The sequence below is a fragment of the Pseudomonas sp. LF020 genome, from assembly GCF_053456425.1.
In genome coordinates this window covers 234,555-257,411 of record NZ_JBRFIX010000001.1, presented here as the reverse complement: position 1 = coordinate 257,411, position 22,857 = coordinate 234,555, and the positions used below count along the sequence as shown (strand labels likewise).

General features: G+C 60.8%; 14 protein-coding genes. 5 read left to right on the top strand and 9 right to left on the bottom strand.

The genetic code is table 11. The features are described 5' to 3' along the window. Positions 1 to 125 precede the first annotated feature (125 nt). Entirely contained in the window at positions 126 to 947 is an 822-nt protein-coding gene (locus ACU680_RS01180; protein ID WP_448178435.1) for a carbon-nitrogen hydrolase family protein, read from the bottom strand. A 124-nt stretch (positions 948 to 1,071) separates the two neighbouring features. Here ACU680_RS01180 and ACU680_RS01175 point away from each other — a divergent pair, with 124 nt between their 5' ends. Together ACU680_RS01175 and ACU680_RS01170 are read left to right on the top strand one after the other, a co-directional pair. After that, complete coding sequence (locus ACU680_RS01175) at positions 1,072 to 1,872, top strand: helix-turn-helix transcriptional regulator (RefSeq protein ID WP_007968846.1); 801 nt, start codon at positions 1,072 to 1,074, stop codon at positions 1,870 to 1,872. A 232-nt stretch (positions 1,873 to 2,104) separates the two neighbouring features. Further along, complete coding sequence (locus tag ACU680_RS01170) at positions 2,105 to 3,724, top strand: FMN-binding glutamate synthase family protein (RefSeq protein ID WP_448178434.1); 1,620 nt, start codon at positions 2,105 to 2,107, stop codon at positions 3,722 to 3,724. A 36-nt stretch (positions 3,725 to 3,760) separates the two neighbouring features. On the opposite strand, the gene ACU680_RS01165 is transcribed toward ACU680_RS01170, so the two are convergent. The 3 genes from ACU680_RS01165 to ACU680_RS01155 form a co-directional block, all read right to left on the bottom strand. Continuing rightward, the gene (locus ACU680_RS01165) at positions 3,761 to 4,123 is read right to left on the bottom strand and encodes a GtrA family protein (RefSeq protein ID WP_448178433.1); all 363 of its coding nucleotides are present in this window, start codon (positions 4,121 to 4,123) and stop codon (positions 3,761 to 3,763) included. Positions 4,124 to 4,237: 114 nt separating this feature from the next. Beyond that, positions 4,238 to 5,725, bottom strand: coding sequence for a glucosyltransferase domain-containing protein (locus tag ACU680_RS01160; RefSeq protein WP_448178432.1), 1,488 nt, complete (start codon positions 5,723 to 5,725; stop codon positions 4,238 to 4,240). A gap of 203 nt (positions 5,726 to 5,928) precedes the next feature. After that, a complete protein-coding gene (locus ACU680_RS01155; protein WP_367085606.1) occupies positions 5,929 to 7,347 on the bottom strand; it encodes an amino acid permease in 1,419 nt (472 codons plus the stop codon). Between the two features lie 626 nt (positions 7,348 to 7,973). Between ACU680_RS01155 and ACU680_RS01150 the strand changes: the two genes are divergently transcribed. From ACU680_RS01150 to ACU680_RS01140, 3 genes are all read left to right on the top strand, one after another. Then, positions 7,974 to 8,432, top strand: a complete 459-nt coding sequence (locus ACU680_RS01150) for an REP-associated tyrosine transposase (RefSeq protein ID WP_007964493.1) — start codon at positions 7,974 to 7,976, stop codon at positions 8,430 to 8,432. A gap of 266 nt (positions 8,433 to 8,698) precedes the next feature. Further along, positions 8,699 to 11,812, top strand: coding sequence for a transglycosylase domain-containing protein (locus ACU680_RS01145; protein WP_448178431.1), 3,114 nt, complete (start codon positions 8,699 to 8,701; stop codon positions 11,810 to 11,812). 164 nt (positions 11,813 to 11,976) lie between these two features. Further along, positions 11,977 to 16,659 carry an NEL-type E3 ubiquitin ligase domain-containing protein gene (locus ACU680_RS01140; protein WP_448178430.1) on the top strand — a complete coding sequence of 1,561 codons (4,683 nt, stop codon included), beginning with the start codon at positions 11,977 to 11,979 and terminating at the stop codon, positions 16,657 to 16,659. A 48-nt stretch (positions 16,660 to 16,707) separates the two neighbouring features. Here ACU680_RS01140 and ACU680_RS01135 read toward each other — a convergent pair whose 3' ends face one another. The 5 genes from ACU680_RS01135 to ACU680_RS01115 all read right to left on the bottom strand — a co-directional run bounded on the left by ACU680_RS01135 (position 16,708) and on the right by ACU680_RS01115 (position 22,416). Continuing rightward, the gene (locus ACU680_RS01135; protein WP_400760552.1) at positions 16,708 to 17,202 is read right to left on the bottom strand and encodes a CS1 type fimbrial major subunit; all 495 of its coding nucleotides are present in this window, start codon (positions 17,200 to 17,202) and stop codon (positions 16,708 to 16,710) included. Then, complete coding sequence (locus ACU680_RS01130; protein WP_448178429.1) at positions 17,199 to 17,963, bottom strand: molecular chaperone; 765 nt, start codon at positions 17,961 to 17,963, stop codon at positions 17,199 to 17,201. The genes ACU680_RS01135 and ACU680_RS01130 overlap by 4 nt, the downstream gene beginning before the upstream one ends. Positions 17,964 to 18,022: 59 nt before the next feature. Continuing rightward, positions 18,023 to 19,282 carry a hypothetical protein gene (locus tag ACU680_RS01125; protein WP_448178428.1) on the bottom strand — a complete coding sequence of 420 codons (1,260 nt, stop codon included), beginning with the start codon at positions 19,280 to 19,282 and terminating at the stop codon, positions 18,023 to 18,025. Between the two features lie 29 nt (positions 19,283 to 19,311). Next, positions 19,312 to 21,834: a CS1-pili formation C-terminal domain-containing protein gene (locus tag ACU680_RS01120; protein ID WP_448178427.1), complete on the bottom strand. Its 2,523-nt coding sequence runs from the start codon at positions 21,832 to 21,834 to the stop codon at positions 19,312 to 19,314. 105 nt (positions 21,835 to 21,939) lie between these two features. Then, the gene (locus tag ACU680_RS01115) at positions 21,940 to 22,416 is read right to left on the bottom strand and encodes a CS1 type fimbrial major subunit (RefSeq protein ID WP_367085612.1); all 477 of its coding nucleotides are present in this window, start codon (positions 22,414 to 22,416) and stop codon (positions 21,940 to 21,942) included. Between the last annotated feature and the right edge of the window lie 441 nt (positions 22,417 to 22,857).

Below are 22,857 nucleotides of genomic sequence, written 5' to 3'. Positions count from 1 at the left end.
GATCAAGCAGGTGTGTTGTCTGGACTGGCCTCTTCGCGAGCAAGCTCGCTCCCACAGTGACCCCCGCTCCCCTGTGGGAGCGAGCTTGCTCGCGAAGGCGTCAGCCCGACCGACACAGAACCGGATCAGCGCGCAGGAATCAGCAACTCACGCAATCCGCACGCGTGCTCCACCACCTCCCCCGGCAGCTTCAACCGCTGATCATCCAGATAGCGATAATCCTTGCGCGCAATCTCCAACCGGTCGAAATCCAGCTCGACGCTGAACTGCCCTTCTTCACGTCCAGCTTCGAACAGCAACGTCCCCAGCGGATCGACCAGCGCACTGCCGCCGGCAAACATCAAGCCGTCATCCCCGGCCTCAACCCGATTGACCATCAACGCAAACGCCTGATTCTCCTGCGCCCGGGCCATGATCGCGGTGCGGTGGGTCGGGGCGTATGGGTCCATGTTGCCGTTGGTCACGATCAGCAACTCGGCGCCCAGTTGCGCCAGGGCGCGGGCGGATTCGGGGAACTCGATGTCGTAGCAGATCAGCAAGCCGACGCGCACGCCGTTCCATTCACAGGTGGCGTAACGATCGCCGGCCTCGAACACACCGCGATCCGAAGCCCAGAGGTGGGTTTTGCGATATTTCAGCGCGATGCCTTCGGGGGTGATCAGCAGCGTGGTGTTGTAGAAGCGCCCGTTGTCGTTCTCGGCCATGCCGATCACCACGGCGATGTTGCGCTCGCGGGCGGCAGCCAGCACCGCGCTGACGGTCGGGCCATCCAGCGGTTCGGCGATGTGTGCGACGGTGTTGGCGCTCGGGAAGCCCATCAGGTGGGTTTCCGGGAATACGATCAGTTGTGTGTCGGCGGCGCACGCGGCAATCGCCGCGAGGGCACGTTCGAGGTTGTACGCCGTGTCTTTGTCACGGCCCGCCAGTTGGGCGAGTTCGACTTTCATCGCGAGTCCTTGGGGTCATGGCCGGGCGCTGAAAGATTGCCCGGTGGCTGTCTGTGGGCCAGTATGCGCAGCAAGCAACCGGCCAGGGAATCACGCGGCCGGGGTAACCCGATAGGGGTAGTCCATGTCCGTTTCGTTTGATGACATCACCTGGCACCGCGCCGTCGGGCAACTGATCGACGCGCTCGACAAGCCGAATTTCTGGGCGCAACTGGTGCGTCTGCTTGACCAGTACGTGGCATTCGATAGCTGGGTGGCGCTGCTGTTCAGTGCCGATCAGCACCCGCAGGTATTCGCCGAATGCCCCGGCGAAGACGGCAGTCCCGACCCGCTGTTTCAGGATTATCTGCGCGGGTTGTATCTGCTCGACCCGTTCTACATCGCCTGCCGCGAGCAGTCGCGCACCGGTTTGTACCGCCTGTCCGAGGTGGCGCCGGAGCATTTCGAGCTGACCGAGTATTACCAGCGATACTTTCGTCTGAATGTGGTCGCTGACGAAATCCAGTTCAATTGTCAGCTCGAAGGTGAGCGCACCTTGTGCCTGTCGCTGGGCAGTGAAAAACGTTTCACTGGCGAACAGATCGCTTTGCTGTCTTTGATCCAGCCGTGGGTGCTGGGCCTGTTGCGTCAGCGCCTGCCGTACGAGATCAACCAGACCGTGGCCCTCGCTGCCGCGCCTGCACCGGCGGACTGGCGGGTGCAACTGGAAGCCTCGGTGCAACAACTCAAAGGCGCGCAACTGACCGCCCGGGAGCTGGATGTCGGGCGGTTAATGCTCAGCGGTTGCTCCAGTAAAGAAATCGCCCGTAAGCTGGAAATCTCCGTAGAAACCGTGAAAGTCCATAAGAAACACATGTACAGCAAGCTGGGGATCAAATCCCAGTCGGAGCTGTTTTCGATTTTTCTCCAGGCGCAGAGCGCCTGAATAGCCTTGGCACGCAGGAGATATCTAAAGCTTGGAATTCCCTGTGGCGAGGGAGCTTGCTCCCGATCGACTACGCAGCAGTCGCAAAACCTGGTCACGCGATGCAGCAGACAGACCGTGATGGCCAGGTTGGGGGCTGCTGCGCAACCCAGCGGGAGCAAGCTCCCTCGCCACAAGAGCAAGCCAGTCTGCGCGTCATGGGTAACCATTGAGTCCGAACCAAGGAAACCGTATGAGCCTGTCACTCCTGAGCCGCTACGCCTTCTTTGCCGTCTGCGTGATTTTCACCCTCGCCAGCCTGCCCTTTCTCGAACACGACTGGCTGTGGCCGATCACCGCCGTCACCGGCGTGTTGAGCCTGCTCGGTCTGTTCGACCTGCTGCAAAGCCCGCACGCGGTGCGCCGCAACTACCCGATCCTGGGCAACATCCGTTATCTGGTCGAAGGCATCCGCCCTGAGATCCGTCAGTACCTGCTGGAATCCGACAGCGACGCCCTGCCTTTCTCCCGTGCTCAACGTTCGCTGGTCTATTCGCGGGCGAAGAACGAAACCGCCGACAAACCCTTCGGCACGCTGATCGACGTCTATCAATCGGGCTTCGAATTCATCGGCCACTCGATGCGCCCGGCGCCGTTGAGCGACCCGAGCAGTTTCCGCGTCACCGTCGGCGGCCCGCAGTGCACGCAGCCGTATTCGGCCTCGGTGTTCAACATTTCCGCGATGAGTTTCGGTTCGCTCAGCGCCAACGCGATCCGTGCGTTGAACCAGGGCGCCAAACTCGGCAACTTCGCCCACGACACCGGCGAAGGCAGCATCAGCCCGTATCACCGCGAACACGGCGGCGACCTGACCTGGGAACTGGGCAGCGGCTACTTTGGTTGCCGTACCAGCGATGGCCGCTTCGACCCGGAACGCTTCGCCACTCAGGCGCAGAGTCCGCAGGTGCGGATGATCGAAATCAAGATGAGCCAGGGCGCCAAACCCGGCCACGGCGGGATCCTGCCCAAGCACAAAGTCACCCAGGAAATCGCCGACACCCGCGGCATCATGATGGGCGAAGACTGCATCTCGCCGTCACGCCACAGCGCGTTCTCCACGCCGATCGAAATGATGCATTTCATCCAGCAACTGCGTGAACTGTCCGGCGGCAAACCGGTGGGTTTCAAGTTCTGCCTCGGGCATCCGTGGGAGTTCATGGGCATCGCCAAGGCCATGCTGGAAACCGGCATCCTGCCGGACTTCATCGTGGTCGACGGCAAGGAAGGCGGCACCGGCGCCGCGCCGGTCGAATTCACCGACCACATCGGCGTGCCGATGCGCGAAGGCCTGCTGTTCGTGCACAACACCCTCGTGGGCCTGAACCTGCGCGACAAGATCAAACTCGGCGCCAGCGGCAAGATCGTCAGCGCCTTCGACATCGCCAGCGTGCTGGCCATTGGCGCCGACTGGGCCAACTCCGCGCGCGGCTTCATGTTCGCCATCGGCTGCATCCAGTCGCAAAGCTGCCACACCAACAAATGCCCGACCGGCGTCGCGACGCAAGACGCCCTGCGCCAGCGCGCCCTCGTCGTCCCGGACAAAGCCCAGCGCGTCTACAACTTCCACCGCAACACGCTCAAGGCACTGGCGGAAATGTTGGCGGCGGCCGGTCTTGAGCATCCATCACAACTGTCGGCCAAGCACCTGGTACGACGCATGTCGGCGACCGAGATCAAACTGTTCTCGCAGCTGCATGTGTTTCTGAAACCGGGGGAATTGCTCACGGGTGAGGTGAATGGCGAGTTCTATTCGCGGATGTGGCAGATGGCGCGGGCGGACAGTTTTGAGCCGCAGGAGATAGCCGCAGCATGATGATCGATGCGCCAGTCTGATCGGCAAACTGGCGCCTCAGCTCCGTTGCTGGCGAAACAGCACCAAGCGGAAAAAGCCGTAACCCGACATCAGGTTCAGCGCGGTAAACACCGTGACCGTCAGCAGACCACTCCAGTCACGCGCATCGGCAATCGCACCGATGCCGAAACTGGCTCCGCCCATCAGCCCGATAAACAGCAAATAGCCGAATACCGGCGTTTTACTGTCGAAGGTGTAGAGCATATTCACGTAAAACGAGAACGCCGCCGCCACGCAGAACGCGGCGAAGTTACTGGCTGCCTGGGTCAATCCGATGGCGCTGCACAGGACGAAAAAAATCTGCCAGTGGATCAGGGCATCGGCGATTCCAATCACTGTCAGCGCAGGAAATCCTTTCATTACGGTTCCTTGCCATGCCTTCGTCCGGCCGATTTTCGAAACTAGGGCAAGGCGCTTGAGCGGTCTACTGTCAGAAATTACAGGTGCGGGGTGGTTTGCGACGGACGGTCAGGGTTACCACTGCAGCAACCTGCCGTGAGGCGGCTCTTTCATGACGATGAAACCGTAATCGCCAATCAGGTAAATCCGGTAATACAGGCTGTCCACCAGCGCTGGAAAACCCTGATAGCCAACGCGGGTGGCATTGCGCCGTTCGCGTTCGGCGACCACGTTGGTGATGCCCGCTGCCGGCAGATTTTCCGCGAGGATGAAGTAGTCGACGTTGAGCAAATAGTGCAGCACCGGCAGCCGTTTGAATGAACCGGTCGCACTGGCCAGCCAGCGATCGGAGTAGCTCACCGAGAGGTAAATCCGCTTGGCTTCACGCAGCTCGCGATGGGCGGCGATGTCGTGGCTCAGGCTGTACAGCGCGCTGCTGGCGAAGGTTTTCTGCAGGCTCAGTACCCGGCCATAGGCGAAGGACAGCGAGAGCGTCGCCAGCAGCGGAATGATCAGCAGCAAGGGCAAGCGGCGGTGCCCGGATGCCAACGCAATATGCGCCAGATAGAACAGTCCCAGCAGCAACACGCCGAACCCCATCAGGGTCCGCGCGCCTTCATTGAAGTCACGGAACAGCAGCGTGATCCCCGGCACCAGCAATGCCAGGACAGGCAGCGTAAGCAAGCACAGCAGCAGGGTTGGCCACCGGTGCTGTCGGTACTGAACCAGTCGCACAATGCCGGCGATCGCACCCAACACCAGTGCCGCGAAAACCCACGAGTAGCCGCCGTGAAACAGCAGTGCGACGTTTTGCAGAACCCGCGTGAAATTGATGCCAATCTGCAACAGCGGGTTGGTGTCCAGGTTCAACAGATCCGTTTTTCGCAACGTCTCCATGAACGGGTAAGCCGTGACGCTGTAGATCAGGATCCCCAGGCCTGCTTGTGCGAGCTTCCAGCCCACCATCCGCAGGATCTCCGGCCACGGCGTTTGCCGCTGAACAGCCCTGATCAACTCGACACAACACAGACCGAGAAACAGATTGAAGCTGATCTGATACAACCCGATCGCCAATCCCAGCAACGCCGCCGGCACCAGCCAGCGCTGCACCCGCGATGCACCTTCGAACGTGATGGCGCAGATCACCGCGACCATGCTCAGGGCCATGATCGGGCCGTCGTATTGGTAGGACAGGTTCTGCAACAGGAACGGGTTATACCAGAGCGGCAACGCAACGAGACAAGAGGCCAGCGTCGGTTCAGTGAAGCAGTGAAACGTCAGGCGGGTCAGCGCCAGGCTCATCGCAACCGAGGCGAGCAACAGTGGCAAGGGGAAGATGTTCGGTGCAGCATCGGTAAAGGTCAGCGCCTGAAAAAACCAGTCGGCAAACAACCGCCCCTGCCCGGCCCAGGCATTGCCGGCGGCCAGTGAGCGCCAGTTGTCATCGATGTAGGGGAAGTCGGCGAGGATCAGGGGCAGGACGTACAACGAGGTGGCAAGCAGGAAGAACAGCGCGACCTGACGCTGACTGAGTTCTCGTTCGAGAAAAGCGCTCGTCCTCATGTTCGCGCCTCGGTTCAATGCTGCGCGGAATGTGAATCTGATAGAAATGTGAGCGTTTTCAGGTGAGTTGGATCGCTCTTTCAGACCAGCGGTAAAACGTCAAAAGATCGCAGCCTGCGGCAGCTCCTGCAGGGTGAATAAATATCCCGTGCAGGAGCTGCCGCAGGCTGCGATCTTTTGCTTTTACTATCGAGCGTTACCGCTTAGGAAACCGAACGCACCGCGCCCTGCGTTTCACCGGTCGGCTGCAACTTGAACACGTAGAACAACACCGTCAGCAGCACCAGGAACACCGGCCCCACATACAGTGCCACGCGAGTATCCGGGAAGTACGCCATCAGGCCGACCACCAGCACCAGGAACGCCAGCGCGCAGTACGAACTGACCGGGTACAACCACATCTTGTATTTCAGCCCGGCACGTTCGCTGGCGCTCAGGCCTTTGCGGAATTTCAGTTGCGCCAGCAGGATCATCACCCAGGTCCAGATCGCGCCGAAGGTAGCGATCGACGTCACCCAGACGAAGACCTTCTCCGGCACCAGGTAGTTGAGCAGCACGCCGATCAGCAGCGCGAAAATCGACAACAGCAGCGCACGACGTGGCACGCCATTGGAGGTCTTGGCGAAACCGGCCGGGGCCTGGCCGTTCTGCGCCAGGCTGTAGAGCATGCGCCCGGTGCTGAAGATGCCACCGTTGCACGACGACAGCGCTGCAGTGATCACCACGAAGTTGATGATACCGGCGGCGGTCTTGATGCCCAGACGCTCGAAGGTCATCACGAACGGACTGCCCTGAGTGCCGATTTCGTTCCACGGATAGATCGACAGAATCACGAACAGCGCGCCGACGTAGAACAGCAGAATGCGCCAGAACACCGAGCCGATCGCATTCGGGATGGTTTTCTGCGGGTTGCGCGCTTCACCGGCGGTCAGGCCGATCATCTCGACACCGAGGTAGGCGAACATGACCATTTGCAGGGACATCAGCACACCGGTCACGCCGTTGGGCATGAAGCCGCCGTGGGCCCACAGGTTGGAAATCCCCAGCGCCACGCCGTCGTTGCCGAAACCGAAGGCAATGATGCCGACGCCGCCGATGACCATGGCGATGATGGTGACGATTTTGATCAGGGCGAACCAGAACTCGAATTCACCGAAGGCCTTTACCGCGATCAGGTTGATCGAGCCCATGCTGACCAGCGCCGCGAGGGCCCAGATCCAGCGCGGTACATCGGGGAACCAGATGCCCATGTACACGGCGACGGCGGTGATTTCCGCGACGCAGGTCACCAGCCACAGGAACCAGTAGTTCCAGCCGGTGAGAAAACCCGCCAGCGGACCGAGATAATCCTGGGCATAGCGGCTGAACGAGCCGGCCACTGGATTGTGCACGGCCATTTCACCGAGGGCGCGCATGATCACCAGGATCGCCAGGCCACCGAGAATGTACGACAGCATGATCGCCGGACCGGCCATTTCAATGGCCTTGGCCGAACCCAGGAACAGGCCGACACCGATACAGGCGCCGAGCGCCATCAGGCGGATATGCCGTTCACCGAGTTCGCGTTTGAGCGGGCCGCCGTGAGCGGTCTCGCCATGGGGCAGGTGATTGCCGACTGGCATAGGGATACAACCTCGTCTTGTTATTGGATATGACCACCGAGTGGCGAAGCGTCGACCGATAGGCCCTGGCTTGCCGAAACCGCGCCTGCCTCGTGGGCAAACGCGCCTTGCAGGTCCCGACCTGCAAGATCAGCGGGGCGTGCAGTATAAAAAGCTTGTGACAGGGCTTTTCACTCTATAAACCACAACATTCAGCGGGAACTCTCGGCAGAAAGCCGGTTTACGGAGAGGCATTAACTGCTTTACGTAGGAATAGTCGCCACCAAAAAGGCCGCCGAGTATTGCACAGCATGGGTGCATCGTCATGTACCTGCGTTGGTGGTATCGCGTGGGTGATGGCTCTAGCACAGCGGTTTCGATCAATTTGACTGTCAAATTACCTGTGGCGAGGGAGCTTGCTCCCGCTGGGTTGCGCAGCAGCCCTGATCCCTGCAATCGCGATCTGCCTGAAACACCGCGTGCACAGGTTTTACGGCTGCTTCGCAGCCGAGCGGGAGCAAGCTCCCTCGCCACAGAGGAGGCGACACCTGGAAATTTTCGGAAATTTCGTACAGTCATCGCAGACCCAATTCTTGAATGCTGCGACTAGCGTGGATAAGGATTGAACTCGCGAAGGACGCAACGGAATGCGTAAACATCTACATTCACACAGGCTACGCCGAGGGCGCTATTCGGAATCGGGACGTGCCTATCTGATAACTGCAGTGGTGTATCAGCGCCGCAGGATATTCAGCGATTGGCAGGTGGGTCGTTTATTGGTAGCGGAACTCCGGCGAGCTCATGACCAGCGATGGGTCGATTCGATAGCCTGGGTGGTGATGCCTGACCACTTCCATTGGTTGGTCCAGCTGGAAGAAATGCATATTGAACGTCTGATGCAAGCGGTGAAATCCCGCAGCACTTTGTCGATTAATCGCGCCCTGAACCGAAAAGGCGCGTTCTGGCAAACCGGCTATCACGACCGCGCCATCCGTGATGGCGAAGACTTGAAACCCTTCGCCCGTTACATCATCGCCAATCCGCTACGGGCAGGATTGGTGAAGCGGATTGGCGATTACCCACTCTGGGATGCCTGCTGGCTCTAAAGCACCTACTCCCCCTGTGGCGAGGGAGCTTGCTCCCGCTCGGCGGCGAAGCCGTCGTAATACTCGCGCACGCGGTGTTTCAGAAAGATCGCGATCAGAGGGATTGGGGCTGCTACGCAACCCAGCGGGAGCAAGCTCCCTCGCCACAGGTGCAGTTTTCTTCAGAAACCAACCCACTCAAACCCCGCACTTTTTTTTCCCCATCACCAACCACCGTCTAAGCTTCAGTCAAGTCCGATCAATCTGCGTGAATGGATCAATCGACTATGGGCGCTTTGTGGCAAACCGATTCGAGTAAAGCCGTGGTTCCGACTGAACGTGTGGATGAAGCGCCTGTCCCCCCCCAAAAACGCCGCAACCGGCATGGCTGGAAGGCGTTCTGGTTATTGCTGCTGATTATTGCCATCGTGGTGGGTCTGGCCGCGAGCAAGGAGATGCGCACCTCGCGTTTCCAGTCCCGGGAGTTGAGCCAGTACGCCGCCTCGCTCAAATATCAGTTGGAACCCGGCCCCAGCGAAGCGATCCGCTATCCGGGCAACGGGCCGTTCGATCTGCGTCTGGGCTACAGCTCCCTCGATGAATTCCTGCCACGCCTGCTCAAGCGCGACTACGTGATCACCGAGCAGACGCGTTTTTCCCCGGCGCTGCTCAGCTATACCGACAAAGGCCTGTTCGTGCCTTATTCGGAAAAGATCCAGGCCGGGTTGTCGATCACCGACTGCCGCGCCGCGCCGCTGTATCAGTACAAGTATCCACAACAGCTGTATTCGAGTTTCGCGGCGATTCCGCCGGTAGTGGTCAGCAGTCTGCTGTTCATCGAAAACCGTTTTCTGCTCGACCCCAAACAACCGCTGGCCAACCCGGCGGTGGACTGGCCGCGCTTCGGCATGGCCGCGTGGTCGCAGGTGGCGAAACTGCTGCACCTGCCGGGGCAATCGGCGGGCGGCAGCACCCTGGCAACGCAACTGGAGAAATACCGGCACTCGCCTGATGGCCTGACCGTGTCTGGCGCCGAGAAGATCCGCCAGATGCTGTCCGCCAGCGTGCGCGCCTATCAGCCCGGCCCGCAAACCCTCGGCGCGCGGCAGAACATCATCCGTGACTACCTCAACAGCGTGCCGCTTTCCGCTGTGCCGGGGCACGGTGAAGTGCATGGCATGGCCGAAGGTTTGCGGGTCTGGTACGGCAGCGATTTCAACAAGGCCAACGAACAGCTCAACAGCCCGGCCACCGACCCGAAAACCATGGCCGACAAAGGCCTGGCCCTGCGTGAAATGCTCTCGCTGATGATCGCCCAGCGCCGCCCTTCGCATTACCTGACCAAAGGCCGCGAAGAACTCGCCGACCTCACCGACAGCCACTTGCGCCTGCTCAAACAAAACGGCGTGATCGACAGCGCGCTGGCCGATGCCGCGCTGGCGAGCAAGGTCACCTACCGCGACTGGCAAACCCAGCCGACGATTCAGCCGATCGATACCAACAAGGGCATCAGCGTCGCCCGCAGCCGTCTGGCGAGTATGCTCAACCGTCCGCTGTACGACCTTGATCGCCTCGACCTCTCAGCCACCAGCACCTTGCAGGGCGACCTGCAAACCCAGGCCACCGAGTACCTGAAAAAACTCGCCGATCCCGCGTTTGCCGGGCAGATCGGCCTGATCGGCGAACGCCTGCTCACCCCCACCAGCACCACCCAGGTGCGCTACAGCTTCACCCTGTTCGAACTGACCCCGGACGGCTCGCGGGTGCGCGTGCAGACCGACAGCACCGACCAGCCGTTCGACATCAACGAGGGCAGCAAGCTGGAGCTCGGCTCGACGGCGAAGATGCGCGTGCTCACCACTTACCTGCAGATCATCTCCGAACTGCACGACAAGTACGGCGCCATGAGCGTGCCGGAATTGAAGAAAGTCGAAGTGCCGGATCAGGACCGCCTCAGCCAGTGGGTGATCGACTACCTGATCCAGAACAAAGACCACGATCTGTCGAAAATGCTCGGCGCCGCGCTCGACCGTAAATATTCGGCCAGCCCCGGCGAGGCGTTTTTCACCGGTGGCGGCCTGCACGTGTTCCACAACTTTCGCAAGGAAGACAACGGCCGCATGCCGACCCTGCGCGATGCCCTGCGCGAGTCGATCAACCTGCCGTTCATTCGCCTGATGCGCGATGTGGTGCGCTACGTCACCTACTCCGGCCCCAACAGCAGCGCCGAGTTGCTCAAGGACGACCGCGACCCTCGGCGTCAGGAATACCTGGCCAGTTTTGCTGACCGCGAAGGCACTTCGTTCCTGCTCAAGTTCTGGAAGAAGTACAAGAACAAGGACACCCAGGCGCGCCTCGACACTTTCCTCGACAGCATGCGCCCGACCCCGATCCGCATGGCCGCTGTACACCGCTACCTGCTGCCCAATGCCAGTCAGGAAGATTTCAACAGCTTCGTGCGTGCCCACCTCAAAGGCGCCAAGCTCACCGAAAAACTCACCGACGATCGCTTGATCCGGTTGTATGACGCCTACGGCCCGGGCACCTATGACCTGCCGGATCAGGGCTTCATTGCCAAGGTCCACCCGCTGGACCTGTGGTTGATGGGTTACCTGCTGCACAACCCGGACGCCACTTTCAGCCAGGTGGTCAAGGCCAGTCAGTTCGAGCGGCAGGAGGTCTACAGCTGGCTGTTCAAGAGCAAGCACAAGGGCGCCCGTGACAGCCGCATCCGCACCATGCTCGAGATCGAAGCGTTCCTCGAAATCCACCAGCGCTGGCAGAAAGTCGGCTATCCGTTCGACCATCTGGTGCCGTCGCTGGCCACCGCCATCGGCAGCTCCGGCGATCGCCCTGCCGCGCTGGCGGAGCTGATCGGCACCATCCTCAACGATGGCGTGCGCATGCCCACGCTGCGCATCGACAGCCTGCACTTTGCCGCGGGTACACCCTATGAAACGCGCTTGACCAACGACCCACATGTGGGCAAACGGGTGATGCCATCGGAGGTCGCCACGGCGATGCGCGAGGCCCTTTCGCAAGTGGTGGACTCGGGTACGGCGAAACGAGTTTCCGGCAGTTTCAAAACCGCCGACGGTACCCCGCTGGTGATGGGCGGCAAGACCGGCACCGGCGACAACCGCATCGAAGCCATCGGCTCTGGCGGGCGGATCCTCAGTTCGAAGTCGATCAACCGTACCGCAACCTTCGTGTTCTACATCGGCAACAACCACTTCGGCACGCTCACCGCGTTCGTCCCCGGGCGCTCGGCGGAGAACTTCAAGTTCACCTCGGCGTTGCCGGTGCAGGTGCTCAAGGGCATGGCACCGATCCTCTCGCCATACCTGCAACCGGGCACGCATACGCTGTGCCAGGCACCGGAGGTCACCGCCGCCCGCTAAGCACGAAAGCCCGGTGACGGGGTGGTAACAGGGTATTTTTCGCTCCGTGTTTTTCGAAGGCTCCGTGCGCAACCCCGGCGTTTTCCACCGGGTAATTGCGCTTTTTTCACCCGTTGTCCTTGCCTAGGCTGATCGCTCCATTTTTGATCAAGGACGATCCAGCAATGCCCACCCTTTCCCCGCAGGGGCAACCGCCGCGCACGGCGCACCTCGTCTCACCGGATGTCAGTATTCATTATCAGACGATCGAAAAAGCCATCCCGGCCTGGCTGCGCGCAAGCTCAGCGACGCGGGTCAATGAATTGCAGCTGCACCGACTGAAGCTGCCGGCCTGGTATCAAGCGGTCTCGGACGCCGAACACCTGCGTCTGCAACAGCAGATGCAAAATGCCTGGAAAGCACAAAACGAAGTGGACAGGACCTTGAGCAGCCTGCAAGACGTCTACGCCTTCGCCCGTCCGTTATTGCAGCAGGCATTGCAACAGCGCTTCGGCGTCGAAGACGACGTCGAGAACACCTGGCTGCGCCTGTACTCACCCGTCAACGGCGCGTGGTGGGCCCACGACTTTGCCGGTGCAACCACCAGCCGGACCGTCTCGCTGCTCGACGCTGCATTGCATAACTTCGCCCGGGACGAGGCCTTCAGCCCGGCCTCGGAGTTCATCACCCGCCCCGATGCCAACGGCCACTTCACGGTCAGGCCGCTCAAGCACCAACTGAGTATCGAGCAGTTCAAGTCACTGTGCCGCGAGCTGAATATCGGCGCCCGCTACGAGCAGCATCTGAACGAGTTTCTGCGCTCGGGCAACCGTGTCGCCCGCCAGGTTTTGCAGTACAGGGTCATCTTCAGTCAGAAAAGTACCTTGAGCGTCTGTGCCCGACTGGCCCTGGCGAAAAAGGACATCGACCGCGACGCCTACGAGGTCGTGCAGGGCATGCTCGATGATCGGCGCGACCTGCGCTGGCGCGGGCGTGCCATCAACTATTACAACCTCGCCATGATGGATACGGCGCTGACCGGTATCACCCTCATCGCCCCTGACGTGGACACCGCCAATGCCCCGGTCCCGGTGATTGCCTATGTGCCCCATGACCCGGAGCACCCGCTCAAACAATACCCCTCGGCGCTGGACTTCATGGCGGAACTGACGCGGCAACTGCGCGACCGCGATTCTGCCGGCAGCTATCAGCGGTTTTTCAGCCAGTTCGTCAACCATCAGCAACGCGGGCATTTTTTTGCAGGCCTGAACGCCCGCCTGAGCAGCGTGAAATGGCACGCCGTGCCGCCGGGAACCGACCTGCCCGGTTGGCGCGAAACGCCTGTGGATCACCCCGACCTGCGCTTTCGCCTGACAAAAATCCAGGACGACCGCGACACCCGTTACACCGGCAGTCTCTGGGCTTACTTCTATCAGCAGAAGCTCAACAAGATTTTCAATGACGCCCGGGAGATCGCCATTTCCACCGAGTATGCCGATCGCATGGCCCGCTGGGCCTGGTGGGACAACCTGGGGAAAATCCTCTCGGATATCTTCAATGTGGCGCTGCTGGTAGTAACCCCGCTGGTGCCAGGGCTCGGCGAATTGATGCTGGCCTACACCACGTATCAACTGCTCGACGGCGTCTTTGAAGGCATCGTCGACATGGCCGAGGGGCACCTGGCCGAAGCGGGTGAGCAAGCCATCGGCGTGCTGCAAAGCATCGTCCAGCTCGGCGCCTTCGCCGCTGGCGCCAGCCTGGGACATGTCGCACGGGTCAAGCTGTCGTCGTTTGTCGAAGGCCTGAAACCGGTGCAGTTGGCCGATGGCCAGCCCCGTCTGTGGCACCCCGATCTTGCGCCCTATCGCCTGCCGGAACAGACGCTGCCAATCCCGGCCCGGCCCGATGCGCACGGCGTTCATACGCTGGGGGACAAACAACTGCTGCGCCTGGATCAACACCTGTTCGAGGTGACCAAGGACCCGGTTTCCGGGGAGCACCGTCTGCGCCATCCACGACGTCCCCGGGCCTACGCGCCGAAGCTTGCGCACAACGCCGACGGGGCCTGGGTCTGTGAAACGGAAAACCCGCGTCTGTGGGACGGGCCAACACTGATGCGACGCATCGGTCACCGCACCGATGGCTTCAGCGACGCGCAACTGGAACACATGCGCCTGCTGACCGGTACCGACGAGGACGTGCTGCGCCGCATGCATGTGGATAACACCCCGCCACCACCGTTGCTCAGCGACACGCTGGAGCGTCTCGGTCCGACGCGCCCGGTGCAGCCCGCCACGCCTCTCTCGCCGGCGGTCAGCCAGGTGTTGGTGGATTGTCCACAGTTGACACCGGTCCTTGCCGAACGGGTAATCTCCCAGGCCAGACCGATGGAACAGCAGCAAGCCATGACGCAACGCCGTCTGCCCTTGCGTTTGCGCACGACCGCCCGCGAGGTGCAGTTTGAATTGCAGTCCGTGCGCGCTGCCCAGAGTTTGTTGCAGCCAGCTCTGATCAACATTGACAGCGAACGGCTGATCCTCGGGGCGCTGCGGCACTACAGCGATACCTTCGGGGCGCTGCGGATTGAAATCCGAGAAGGCACGTTCGACGGCGAGTTGCGTTGCGAGGCCGGTGCAGCGGTCGCCGAACGGGTTCGGGTGCTGGTGCGGGTCGCCGCCGATCGCTATCAGGTGCGCGATGGCGCGGATCTGCCGCTCCACCCTGCCACTGGCCTGTACGAGGCAATCCTGCAGGCGATCAATCACGATGGCCGCAGCGCCCTGGGCTACCGACCTGACGACCTCGAACCGTTCAGACAATGGATCATCGCCAGAACTCAGGCCCCCAGCGAACGGCGCACGCTACTCGCCAGCCCGCCGATCCGCCCGGTCGCGCAATACAACACCCTGTTTCTGGTGCGCGGCCCAGGCCTGAGCCGCAGTGCTGCCACGCTGGAGGAGCGCATCCAGGACCTGCATCCGCATTTCAGCCCGGGCGAGGTCGATGCCTTTGCCAATGCCCTGACCGAACGCGGCGAGCCGCTCAAAGCCATCGAGGCACATGAAAACGACCTCGATGAACTGCGGGTCATTGTCAATCGCTGGCGCTATCAGCAGCCGGATACCTGGGGGCCGGGCAGCTATTCGTTCCGCGAGGGTGGCGGGCTGCATATTTTCGAAAGGTTGCTGGACTGTTTCGAACGCAAGAACGAGCACCTGGGTAACCGCGCCGATCCGACCGCCTATGCGCTGGACCTGTCGCGGGAACTGCTCTCCACGGATCTGGAGATCTGGTGGGCGAAACGTCCGCCGCTGAAGAAGTTTCTCGACAGGGTCACGGTGCTCAAACTCGACAACACGCGATTCTCCCCCGACACGCTCGGCCTACTCAAAGACTTCCCGAACGTGGTCGAGCTGAGTGCCAAATATTGCGAACTGACGCGCTTGCCGGACCGCATCGGGACCACGATGCGCCGCCTCGAACGCCTGCGTCTGAACAACAACCACATTGAGCTGGATCGCGCTGCCGTCGAACGGCTGAGCAACCTGACCTACCTCGAAGTGCTGAGAATGGATGACAACCCGCTGGGGCTGTCGCCTGATCTGTCGCGCATGCCGCGCCTGAAGGTGGTGGCGCTGAAGAACACCGGGCTGACCACCTGGCCGGACGGCATTCTGGCCAAGCCACGGCCACGCGGTTTGCTGCTCGATCTGCGCGGCAACCCGCTGACCGCGATCCCCGACGTACCCGCCGGTTCCGAAGCGCAATGGCTGGTGGCGCGCACGCGCCTGGACGTCGCCGCGCTGTCGGAACTCAACCAGTTGCGCTACCAGGACAGTCGCCGTTCGATGGCACTGCCACCGGAACCGATCATGCCGGCCACCAACCCGGCCACCTCGATCATCTCCAACTTTGGCGCCGACTATTGGGCCGATGTGCCGGGTTGGGGTGTCGACCGCGAAACGCCGTGGACGGAGCTGGTGGAAGATCCCTTGGCCCAACCGTTCATGGCGACGTTACTCAATGTGCGTGAGTTTGCCGATTTCCGTGCTGGCGGAACGGCGCGCGAGCAGTTGATGCAACGCGTCTGGCGCATGCTCGACGCCGTGCACGTCGACAGCCGCTTGCGTGAAAAACTGTTCACCATGGTAGTAGCACCAGTGGATTGCGCGGATGCCGGTGCGCAATTGTTCAATCACATGGGCGTGAATGTGCTCGCCTATGAGGCCCATGCCTATTCGGTCGAACCGAAGGAGCTCGAACTCAAACTGGTGACGCTGGGCAAAGGCGCAGCGCGGCTGGAACAGGTCAACGAAATCGCCCGGGCCGATGTCGCCAGCCGTGGCGGCAACCCCGACGAAGTGGAAGTCTATCTGGCCTACCAGACCGGTCTGGCCAAGCGTCTCGGCTTGCCCTGGCAGTCCGAAGACATGCTCTACCGTCCGGTATCCGGCGTCACCGACGCGATGATCGATCAGGCGTACGACACAGTACTGGCGCTGGGCGAAGGCGATGGTCTGGTCAACCAGATGCTCGAACTCGACTTCTGGAAAGAGTACCTGAGCGAGCGCTATCCCGTGCGCCTGGAAAGCAACAAGCGCCTGTTCCAGCGCCGCTACGAAGCCCTTGAGTCGCTGCGCGAGGTCCAGCGCCAGTGGACGCAATCGGCGGTGGCCGAGGAACGCGCGGCCCTGCGCGAACAGCTCAAGACGTTGATGAACGAGCTGTCGGTGCCAGCGACCGTAGTGTTCAATGACCAGCCGATCAGCGACACGCTGTTCGACCGATTGCTGATCGACCTTGCGGATGACGAAAAGGAACTGGCGCGGCGCCTGACCCGTGAAGCACTGGCTCGCGCCGGGCTTTGACAACGGCGTGACGGCCTGCCCGTTGCACATCGGGCAGGCCGGGCAACTTCAGGGCGCCGCCGCGTTAAAGATCAGGTGCACGTTGCCGTAGTAACTCCCCGGCTTGTAGCCTCCGGCGGGCGTGATCGGCTGGATCTCCAGGACGTAACGCCCACCGGCCCTGGCCTGCTCCGCCGAGACCACCTGACGCGGCGGCGTCTCGTGAGTCAGCACGGTATCGGCGAAGCTGACGCGCAGATAAATGTTCTGCTCGTCGCGGCCATTGGACAGATACGCTTCGCTCTCCAGCCGGGCCTCGATGGCACTGGTGTCGTGCCTGACGTCGAAGTGTTTGCGCAATCCGCCGAGGCGTTTGGTGCTGACATTCCACGGCAGAATCTGCGCACGATGAATCCAGTCCGTCTCGGCCGGTATTACATAAAAACCCAGCGCCGGAATATCCACCGACACCTCGAACCGGTACTCCTCGCGTGCCGCGAACGACGCCGTGCCGAGCAGCGTCAGAATGCCCGCGCACAGGGTCATCAACGATTGCCTGATCATCTCGGTTGATCCCCTGAAGAGAGGCCGACCACGCGCTGGGACTTCTTGCTGTCGCCTTCCACCAGATTGAAGCGGTATTCGCGTCCCGGTTTCTTGTCGAACTCGAAACTGTTGCCCGCGCGGATGTGGTGTTTGGTGGTCGGCTCGCAGGCGGTTTCGTCCTTCAGCGCGCAATTGCGGAACTCGTCGATCATGACCACGGTGTTGCCGTTATTGCGCACCCGATAGGTCGCTGCGGTGTCTTCGATCACACTGTCGAAACGGCTGTCTTTCGGGCGCACAAAGAACACCGTACCGAAACCGGTCATGACGTTGACCCCGGCCGACAAGGTGTTCTGGTATTGCTCACGCTCCTCGGCGGACACGGCGAATTCGTCCTCCTTTTCCGGAACCACCGGGATGAACCGCACGCGGAAGTAACGCTCCCGGTCGCGCTCGCCCATCATCAACAGACGCGTGCCCTGCATGCCGTTGGCCGGCACGATCAGCCGTGCGGGACTGGCCATCAGGCCCTCACGACTGCTCATGTCGGCATGGCTTTTGACTTCGATTTCCCGCGAGGTACCGTCAGCGTCGTAGAGGATTTCGAGGATATTGACCTTGACGAATGCGGTGCTGTCGCCGCTGTTGAACACTCGTTTCAGGTAGGTGCTCTTGTCACCGTCGAGGTAGTCATAGACCGTGCCGACATTGATCTGCGGGCCGGCCTGCAGGGCAAAGGGCAACCCGCTCAAAAACATTAATAACACCAGACGTTTCATCACCTTGATTCCTTGGTCGTTGAACACAATGCCGATTCGACTTATCGCTATACAGCCCATCAGATATCCGAATCCCAGACCACCACGACAGTGCCGGAATAGCTGTCGCTCACCCCGGGCTGCAGCATGTTTGCCATTGAATGTGGCGGCACCTCGAAATGCAGGGTTCCCGGGGCTCGATCTACATAGAAGCCCGGCTTGAAATACAGGGCATTTGCATTGCCCGATTTCAATCGCGCACGTTTCACGGGCTGACCGGCAAGATCGGTTATGCCGTTGGGCATGCTGACGCTGATGTGCAGCTCGACGCGACGGTTATCTTTACTGTCCCGTAACCCACACTCGCCATTGACTCCGGGGCCGCAGGCGATTATCTGCATCTTGAAACGTGAGGACGCCGAGATGTTGAAGGTCTGATCGCGGAACAGGTTCACCGGCCGCCGTCCGGCCTGCAGCCAGCTCTGCCAGCCACCGGCGGGCACCAGACGGATTTTCTCGCCGCCGGGCGGGATGTCGACCTTGAGGGTGTGCTGTACATCCAGATTGAAGTTCAAGGTCAGCGATGAACTGCTGGGTATCATCACATCACCGAAATCGAAGTCTGCATTCGGCCCGACGCTGTAAGTCAGCGAACCGATGTAGCGCCCCGACGACATGCCCAACGGGTTGGGGGTTTCCAGTTCATAGGCAAAATCGAGGAACTCCAGACGCAGCCACGGCACATCGAACCTGGCCTGCTTGGTACAGGCGGTAGCCGAGGGAGTTTTCCAGAAAAAGGCGTAAGAATTGGTAGAGTAGAATCCCACACCACTGTACAGACAGGGCGCCGGGGCATTGACCCAGCTTGATCCCCATAACAGGTTATGGGCGATGCGATAGTCAGCGGCGCCGCCCACCAGTTTCATCACGTCCTCGGTCACATAGCGCGAACCGATACCGACAATCCGCACCCTGACGGTTTCCGGCTCGCGGGTGGTTTCGTGATAGACCGTCAGTTCACGCCATTGCGTGGGCACCTGGAACGTCGCGCCCTGGCGTGGCGAGGCATGATTGGCCATGATCGGCGTACGGGAATTGAACTGGATCGGCACCTGCAAGCTGAACATTTCATTCTGCTCGCACTGCACCGGGTCGTAGGTGCAGTAACCACTGGGAGGGGTAGTGTTCTGAAACTTGTTGCGGTGTGGATAAGACGAGTCCGGCTTGAACTCGGCGGTAATCGAAACCTGTTCGGCGTGGGCCGGCAACACCGTGCTCGCGACCAACACAACAGCCGCCAGCAAGAAGCGCCGGGATGTAGCCAAAGGTGAGACGTTCATGTCTGCAAAATCTCCTGAAGCAGGCCGTATCAACCCGCGGTGTGTGCCTGGTGGGTGACGTCGGCCAACGTGTCCGGCGAGCAGCGCAAATCACCGATCATCAACACGTTGTTTTCACTACGATGCTTGTCGGTGTCGAGCCGGAACTGGCACAGCAGTTGATCGGCGTAGCGCACTTCGAGGGTCGGTGAACCGGCGTGCATTTCCATCGAGAAAAACCCGTCGACTTCGCTGACCCCGCGGCTGGCGTGATTGATCACGTGATGGCCCTTGAGCGGCCGCCCTTGCGGGTCGAGCAAGCGTCCCAGCACGGTCAGGGTTTTCATCACCCGCACCTTGCGGTACTCCACGCCGCCCTTGTTCAGGTGATAGCGGGCGCGGGACGGTTCGATGCTGGCGGCCGGAACGTGGTTGCCTTCGAAATCGAAGCCCACCGAACTGTTGCGGTACGCCGTGAGCGGGATGAAATTGCGCCCCGGTCGCAGCGCTGAGCTGCCACCGCTGAGGTCGTCGGCGCGCAGGGCGATGTCGGCGATATCCGACTCGACATCGACGATCATCCCGGCACCGCGGCCCTGATGCTGGCTGGTCATGACCAGTCGCTGACCGCCGACGATCACGCTGCTGTCGAGGTTCACGCCACCGGTGAAGTTGCCGTTGTAGGACGAGCGCTGCACGAAGCCGTCGCCATTGACCCAGTCGGTACGGAAGTTGGCCAGGCTCGAAAGTCCGACGCCGTAGGTGTCGGTCAGCGCCGTGACCGAAATGCTTTGCAGAATGTGCTCCTGCAGATCCTTGCGATAGCCGATCGAGCCATTGTTGTCGCGCCCGCCATCGCGGGCGGTGCGGCTGCCGATGCTCCCGGAAATCTGCTGGCCCGGCCCGCCCAGCGCCATGTTGATGCTCAGGTCGATCCCGCGATTACGCGCCTCGCCACTGCTGTAGCTGCCCGGCCGGTCGAACAGCGACAAGCGCCAGTTGGCATCGCTGCCAAACAGCTCGGTGCGCTGCGTCCAGCCCAGGTCCATGCCAACGCCGTCGACATTGCCTTCGCTGTGCGAGACCCGTGCGCTCAACGAATTCTTGCGGCTGAGGCGATGGTTGAGGGCCAGCGACGAGTTGCTGGTTTCGCCGGTGAACACATTGCGCTGGCGTACGCGAGTCCCGTCGGGCAGCGTGTCGTAACTGTTGCGGGTGTCGAGCCAACTGCGGTTGTGGCTGACCACCAGGCTGCCGGCGCCGTAGTTGTACAGGCCCTGCACGTCGACGCCGGTGCCGTGGTCTTCGGTCTGATAGAGGTTGGCGAAGAGGCTGATGCTGTCGGCCAGGCTCCAGTCGATCGAGGTGCCGTACTGCAAGGTGTCACGTACCTGACGCGCCGACAGGCCGAGGATCACCCGTGGATGCAACAGGTAATTGAGCGCGGCGCCGGCGGTGAGATCACCGCTTTGCTGTTCCTCCCAATTGCTCAGCAGTTTGCTTTCCTGCCCGGCGAACACGTTGTAGCGCCAGCGCTCATCGAGGTTTTGCCAGTTCACCGGTTTGTAGACCAGCTCCTGGGTGGTCGAGGTGGTCTGGCCATCCTCGATCAGACGGACTTCGACTTCGTAAATGCCACCGGGCAAGGGCCGGGTGTCCAGCGTCTGTAAACCGGCCGGCACCGCTTGCGTGTTGATCAGCAGGCCATCGCGGTAGATCTCCACCGACGCCTGGCGATTGGCCGTGACGAAAATCGGGTAGACGCTGGGCCGCGGGCTGTCGACCGCCAGGCTGTCGGAGCTGCCATACATCACGCCGACCGCCGTGTCGGGGCTGGTGCCGAACGAACGGGGCTGGCGGGTCAGGCCTTCGGAATTGGGGGTGAAATAGCCCAGGCGGAAAAAACTGCCCTGCAGTTCGCGCTGGGTGAAAAGCTCGTGTACGGCGTGATAGGTCTTGGTGTCCGGCCCGCCGAGGCGCGCCAGTTGCATGTTGAAGGACTGGCTCCAGTTGCCGAGACTGGCACTGGCTTCCAGACCGAAACGTCCACCCAGATCCTGGTTCTGGCCGCCATTGAGGTTCAGCTGATTACGCAGCATCAGACCGCTGCTGCCTCCCTCGGGCTGCTCATGGAAGCGTTGCGTCTGCAGATCGCGCTCGGCGTTTTCGGTGGCGATCGAAAGCAGTGAGTTTTCCAGGTTGTAGTGCACCGCCAGCAGTTGCTCGGGGCATTGCCCGCTGCAGTTGCCAAGCGCTACACCGGATTTGAGGAGGCTGGCCCAGGTTTCACGCTCGGCGGCACTGATGCGGCTGTCGCTGGTGTCGGTGAAGTCGAGCAAGGTAATACGATCATCGCGCGACAATACAATCATCGCCTCGCCCAGCGGTTGTTGATCAAGTTCGACACGAACCGCCAGAGGCACATCAAAGAAATGCTCTTCAAAATCTGCCGGAAGACCTTTCGCCTGAGCCAGCAAACTTCGCGGGGTATTATCGACTGGCGGCGGCGCCGCCAATACGCTGCTGCTTAACAGCAACGCAAGCGCAGCCGCGATGGGCGTCATCGGATACATGAATTAATACTCTGATTACCGGAAGTAAAAGCCCGGCCGGGCAACTTAAAAGTTGCCGGCCGGTTACGTTACTGGACAAGTAACGTCAGGTATTGCCGTTATGACTCAGACCGAAGGTTCGACGACCAGCATGACCACACCGGTGTAGTCGCCAGCGGCCGGTTTGGCACCGGTGGCGCTGATCTTGAAGGGTGCGCGATAACGCGTATTGGACTCGGTATCGCCGACCACTTCCTGCGAGGTGGTGGTCAGTGTCTTGCCGTTGAGTTCGACTTTCAGGTCGATGGTGTTGTTGCCGCCAATCAGCTTCGGCACGCCTTCCAGACGTGCATGAACCTTGCCGGCAGTGTGCAGCACATCGAAGTGCCCGTTGACTTCGCGCATCGAATTGGTGCCCGGGTTAAAGCTCATGTCCTGATCCTTGTTGACCAGATCGGCATCCACCGGCACCGCATAGAAGTCGTCAGCCGGTACGTGCGCCACGATACTGATGGAGTGCTTGGCTTCAGTGGCGGCAAACGCCATCGAGGCGCTCATGGCCAGGACAGTCAGAGGGGCGGCAAGGGCGAGTTTCTTGAGCATCATTGAATACCTGTCTTATATAAATTAGTTGAGTCGTCGAGCAGTCAAGGCGAGCTGAACAGTCAAGAGCAGTCAGTGCTCACCATTAACTTTCAACGCCGAAGAATGTTCAACCAATTTATCTTCAAAGTAAGCAGGCAACGTCCTGCGAGCTTGTAGCCCGGACGCTATTAGATGAGAAAGAAAAAACCGCGAAATTCAGGAAAGTTCCTGTGCAACTGTCAGATACAGGCTACAGGGCGCCAGCCGAGTGACTGTACGCGCCACAACTTCACAGCAACTTCCGTAAGACATGTACCACACTTTCCCGAAAATAAAGGGCGAAACGGAATATTAGAGAACAAGCACTAATCTGCGCCTTTGCCGGGAGATTTAATACTGCGATTTCTTGATCGTTTTCCGGTTTTTTGCGAGCGCCGATTCGATCGGTCAGGTGTGCAC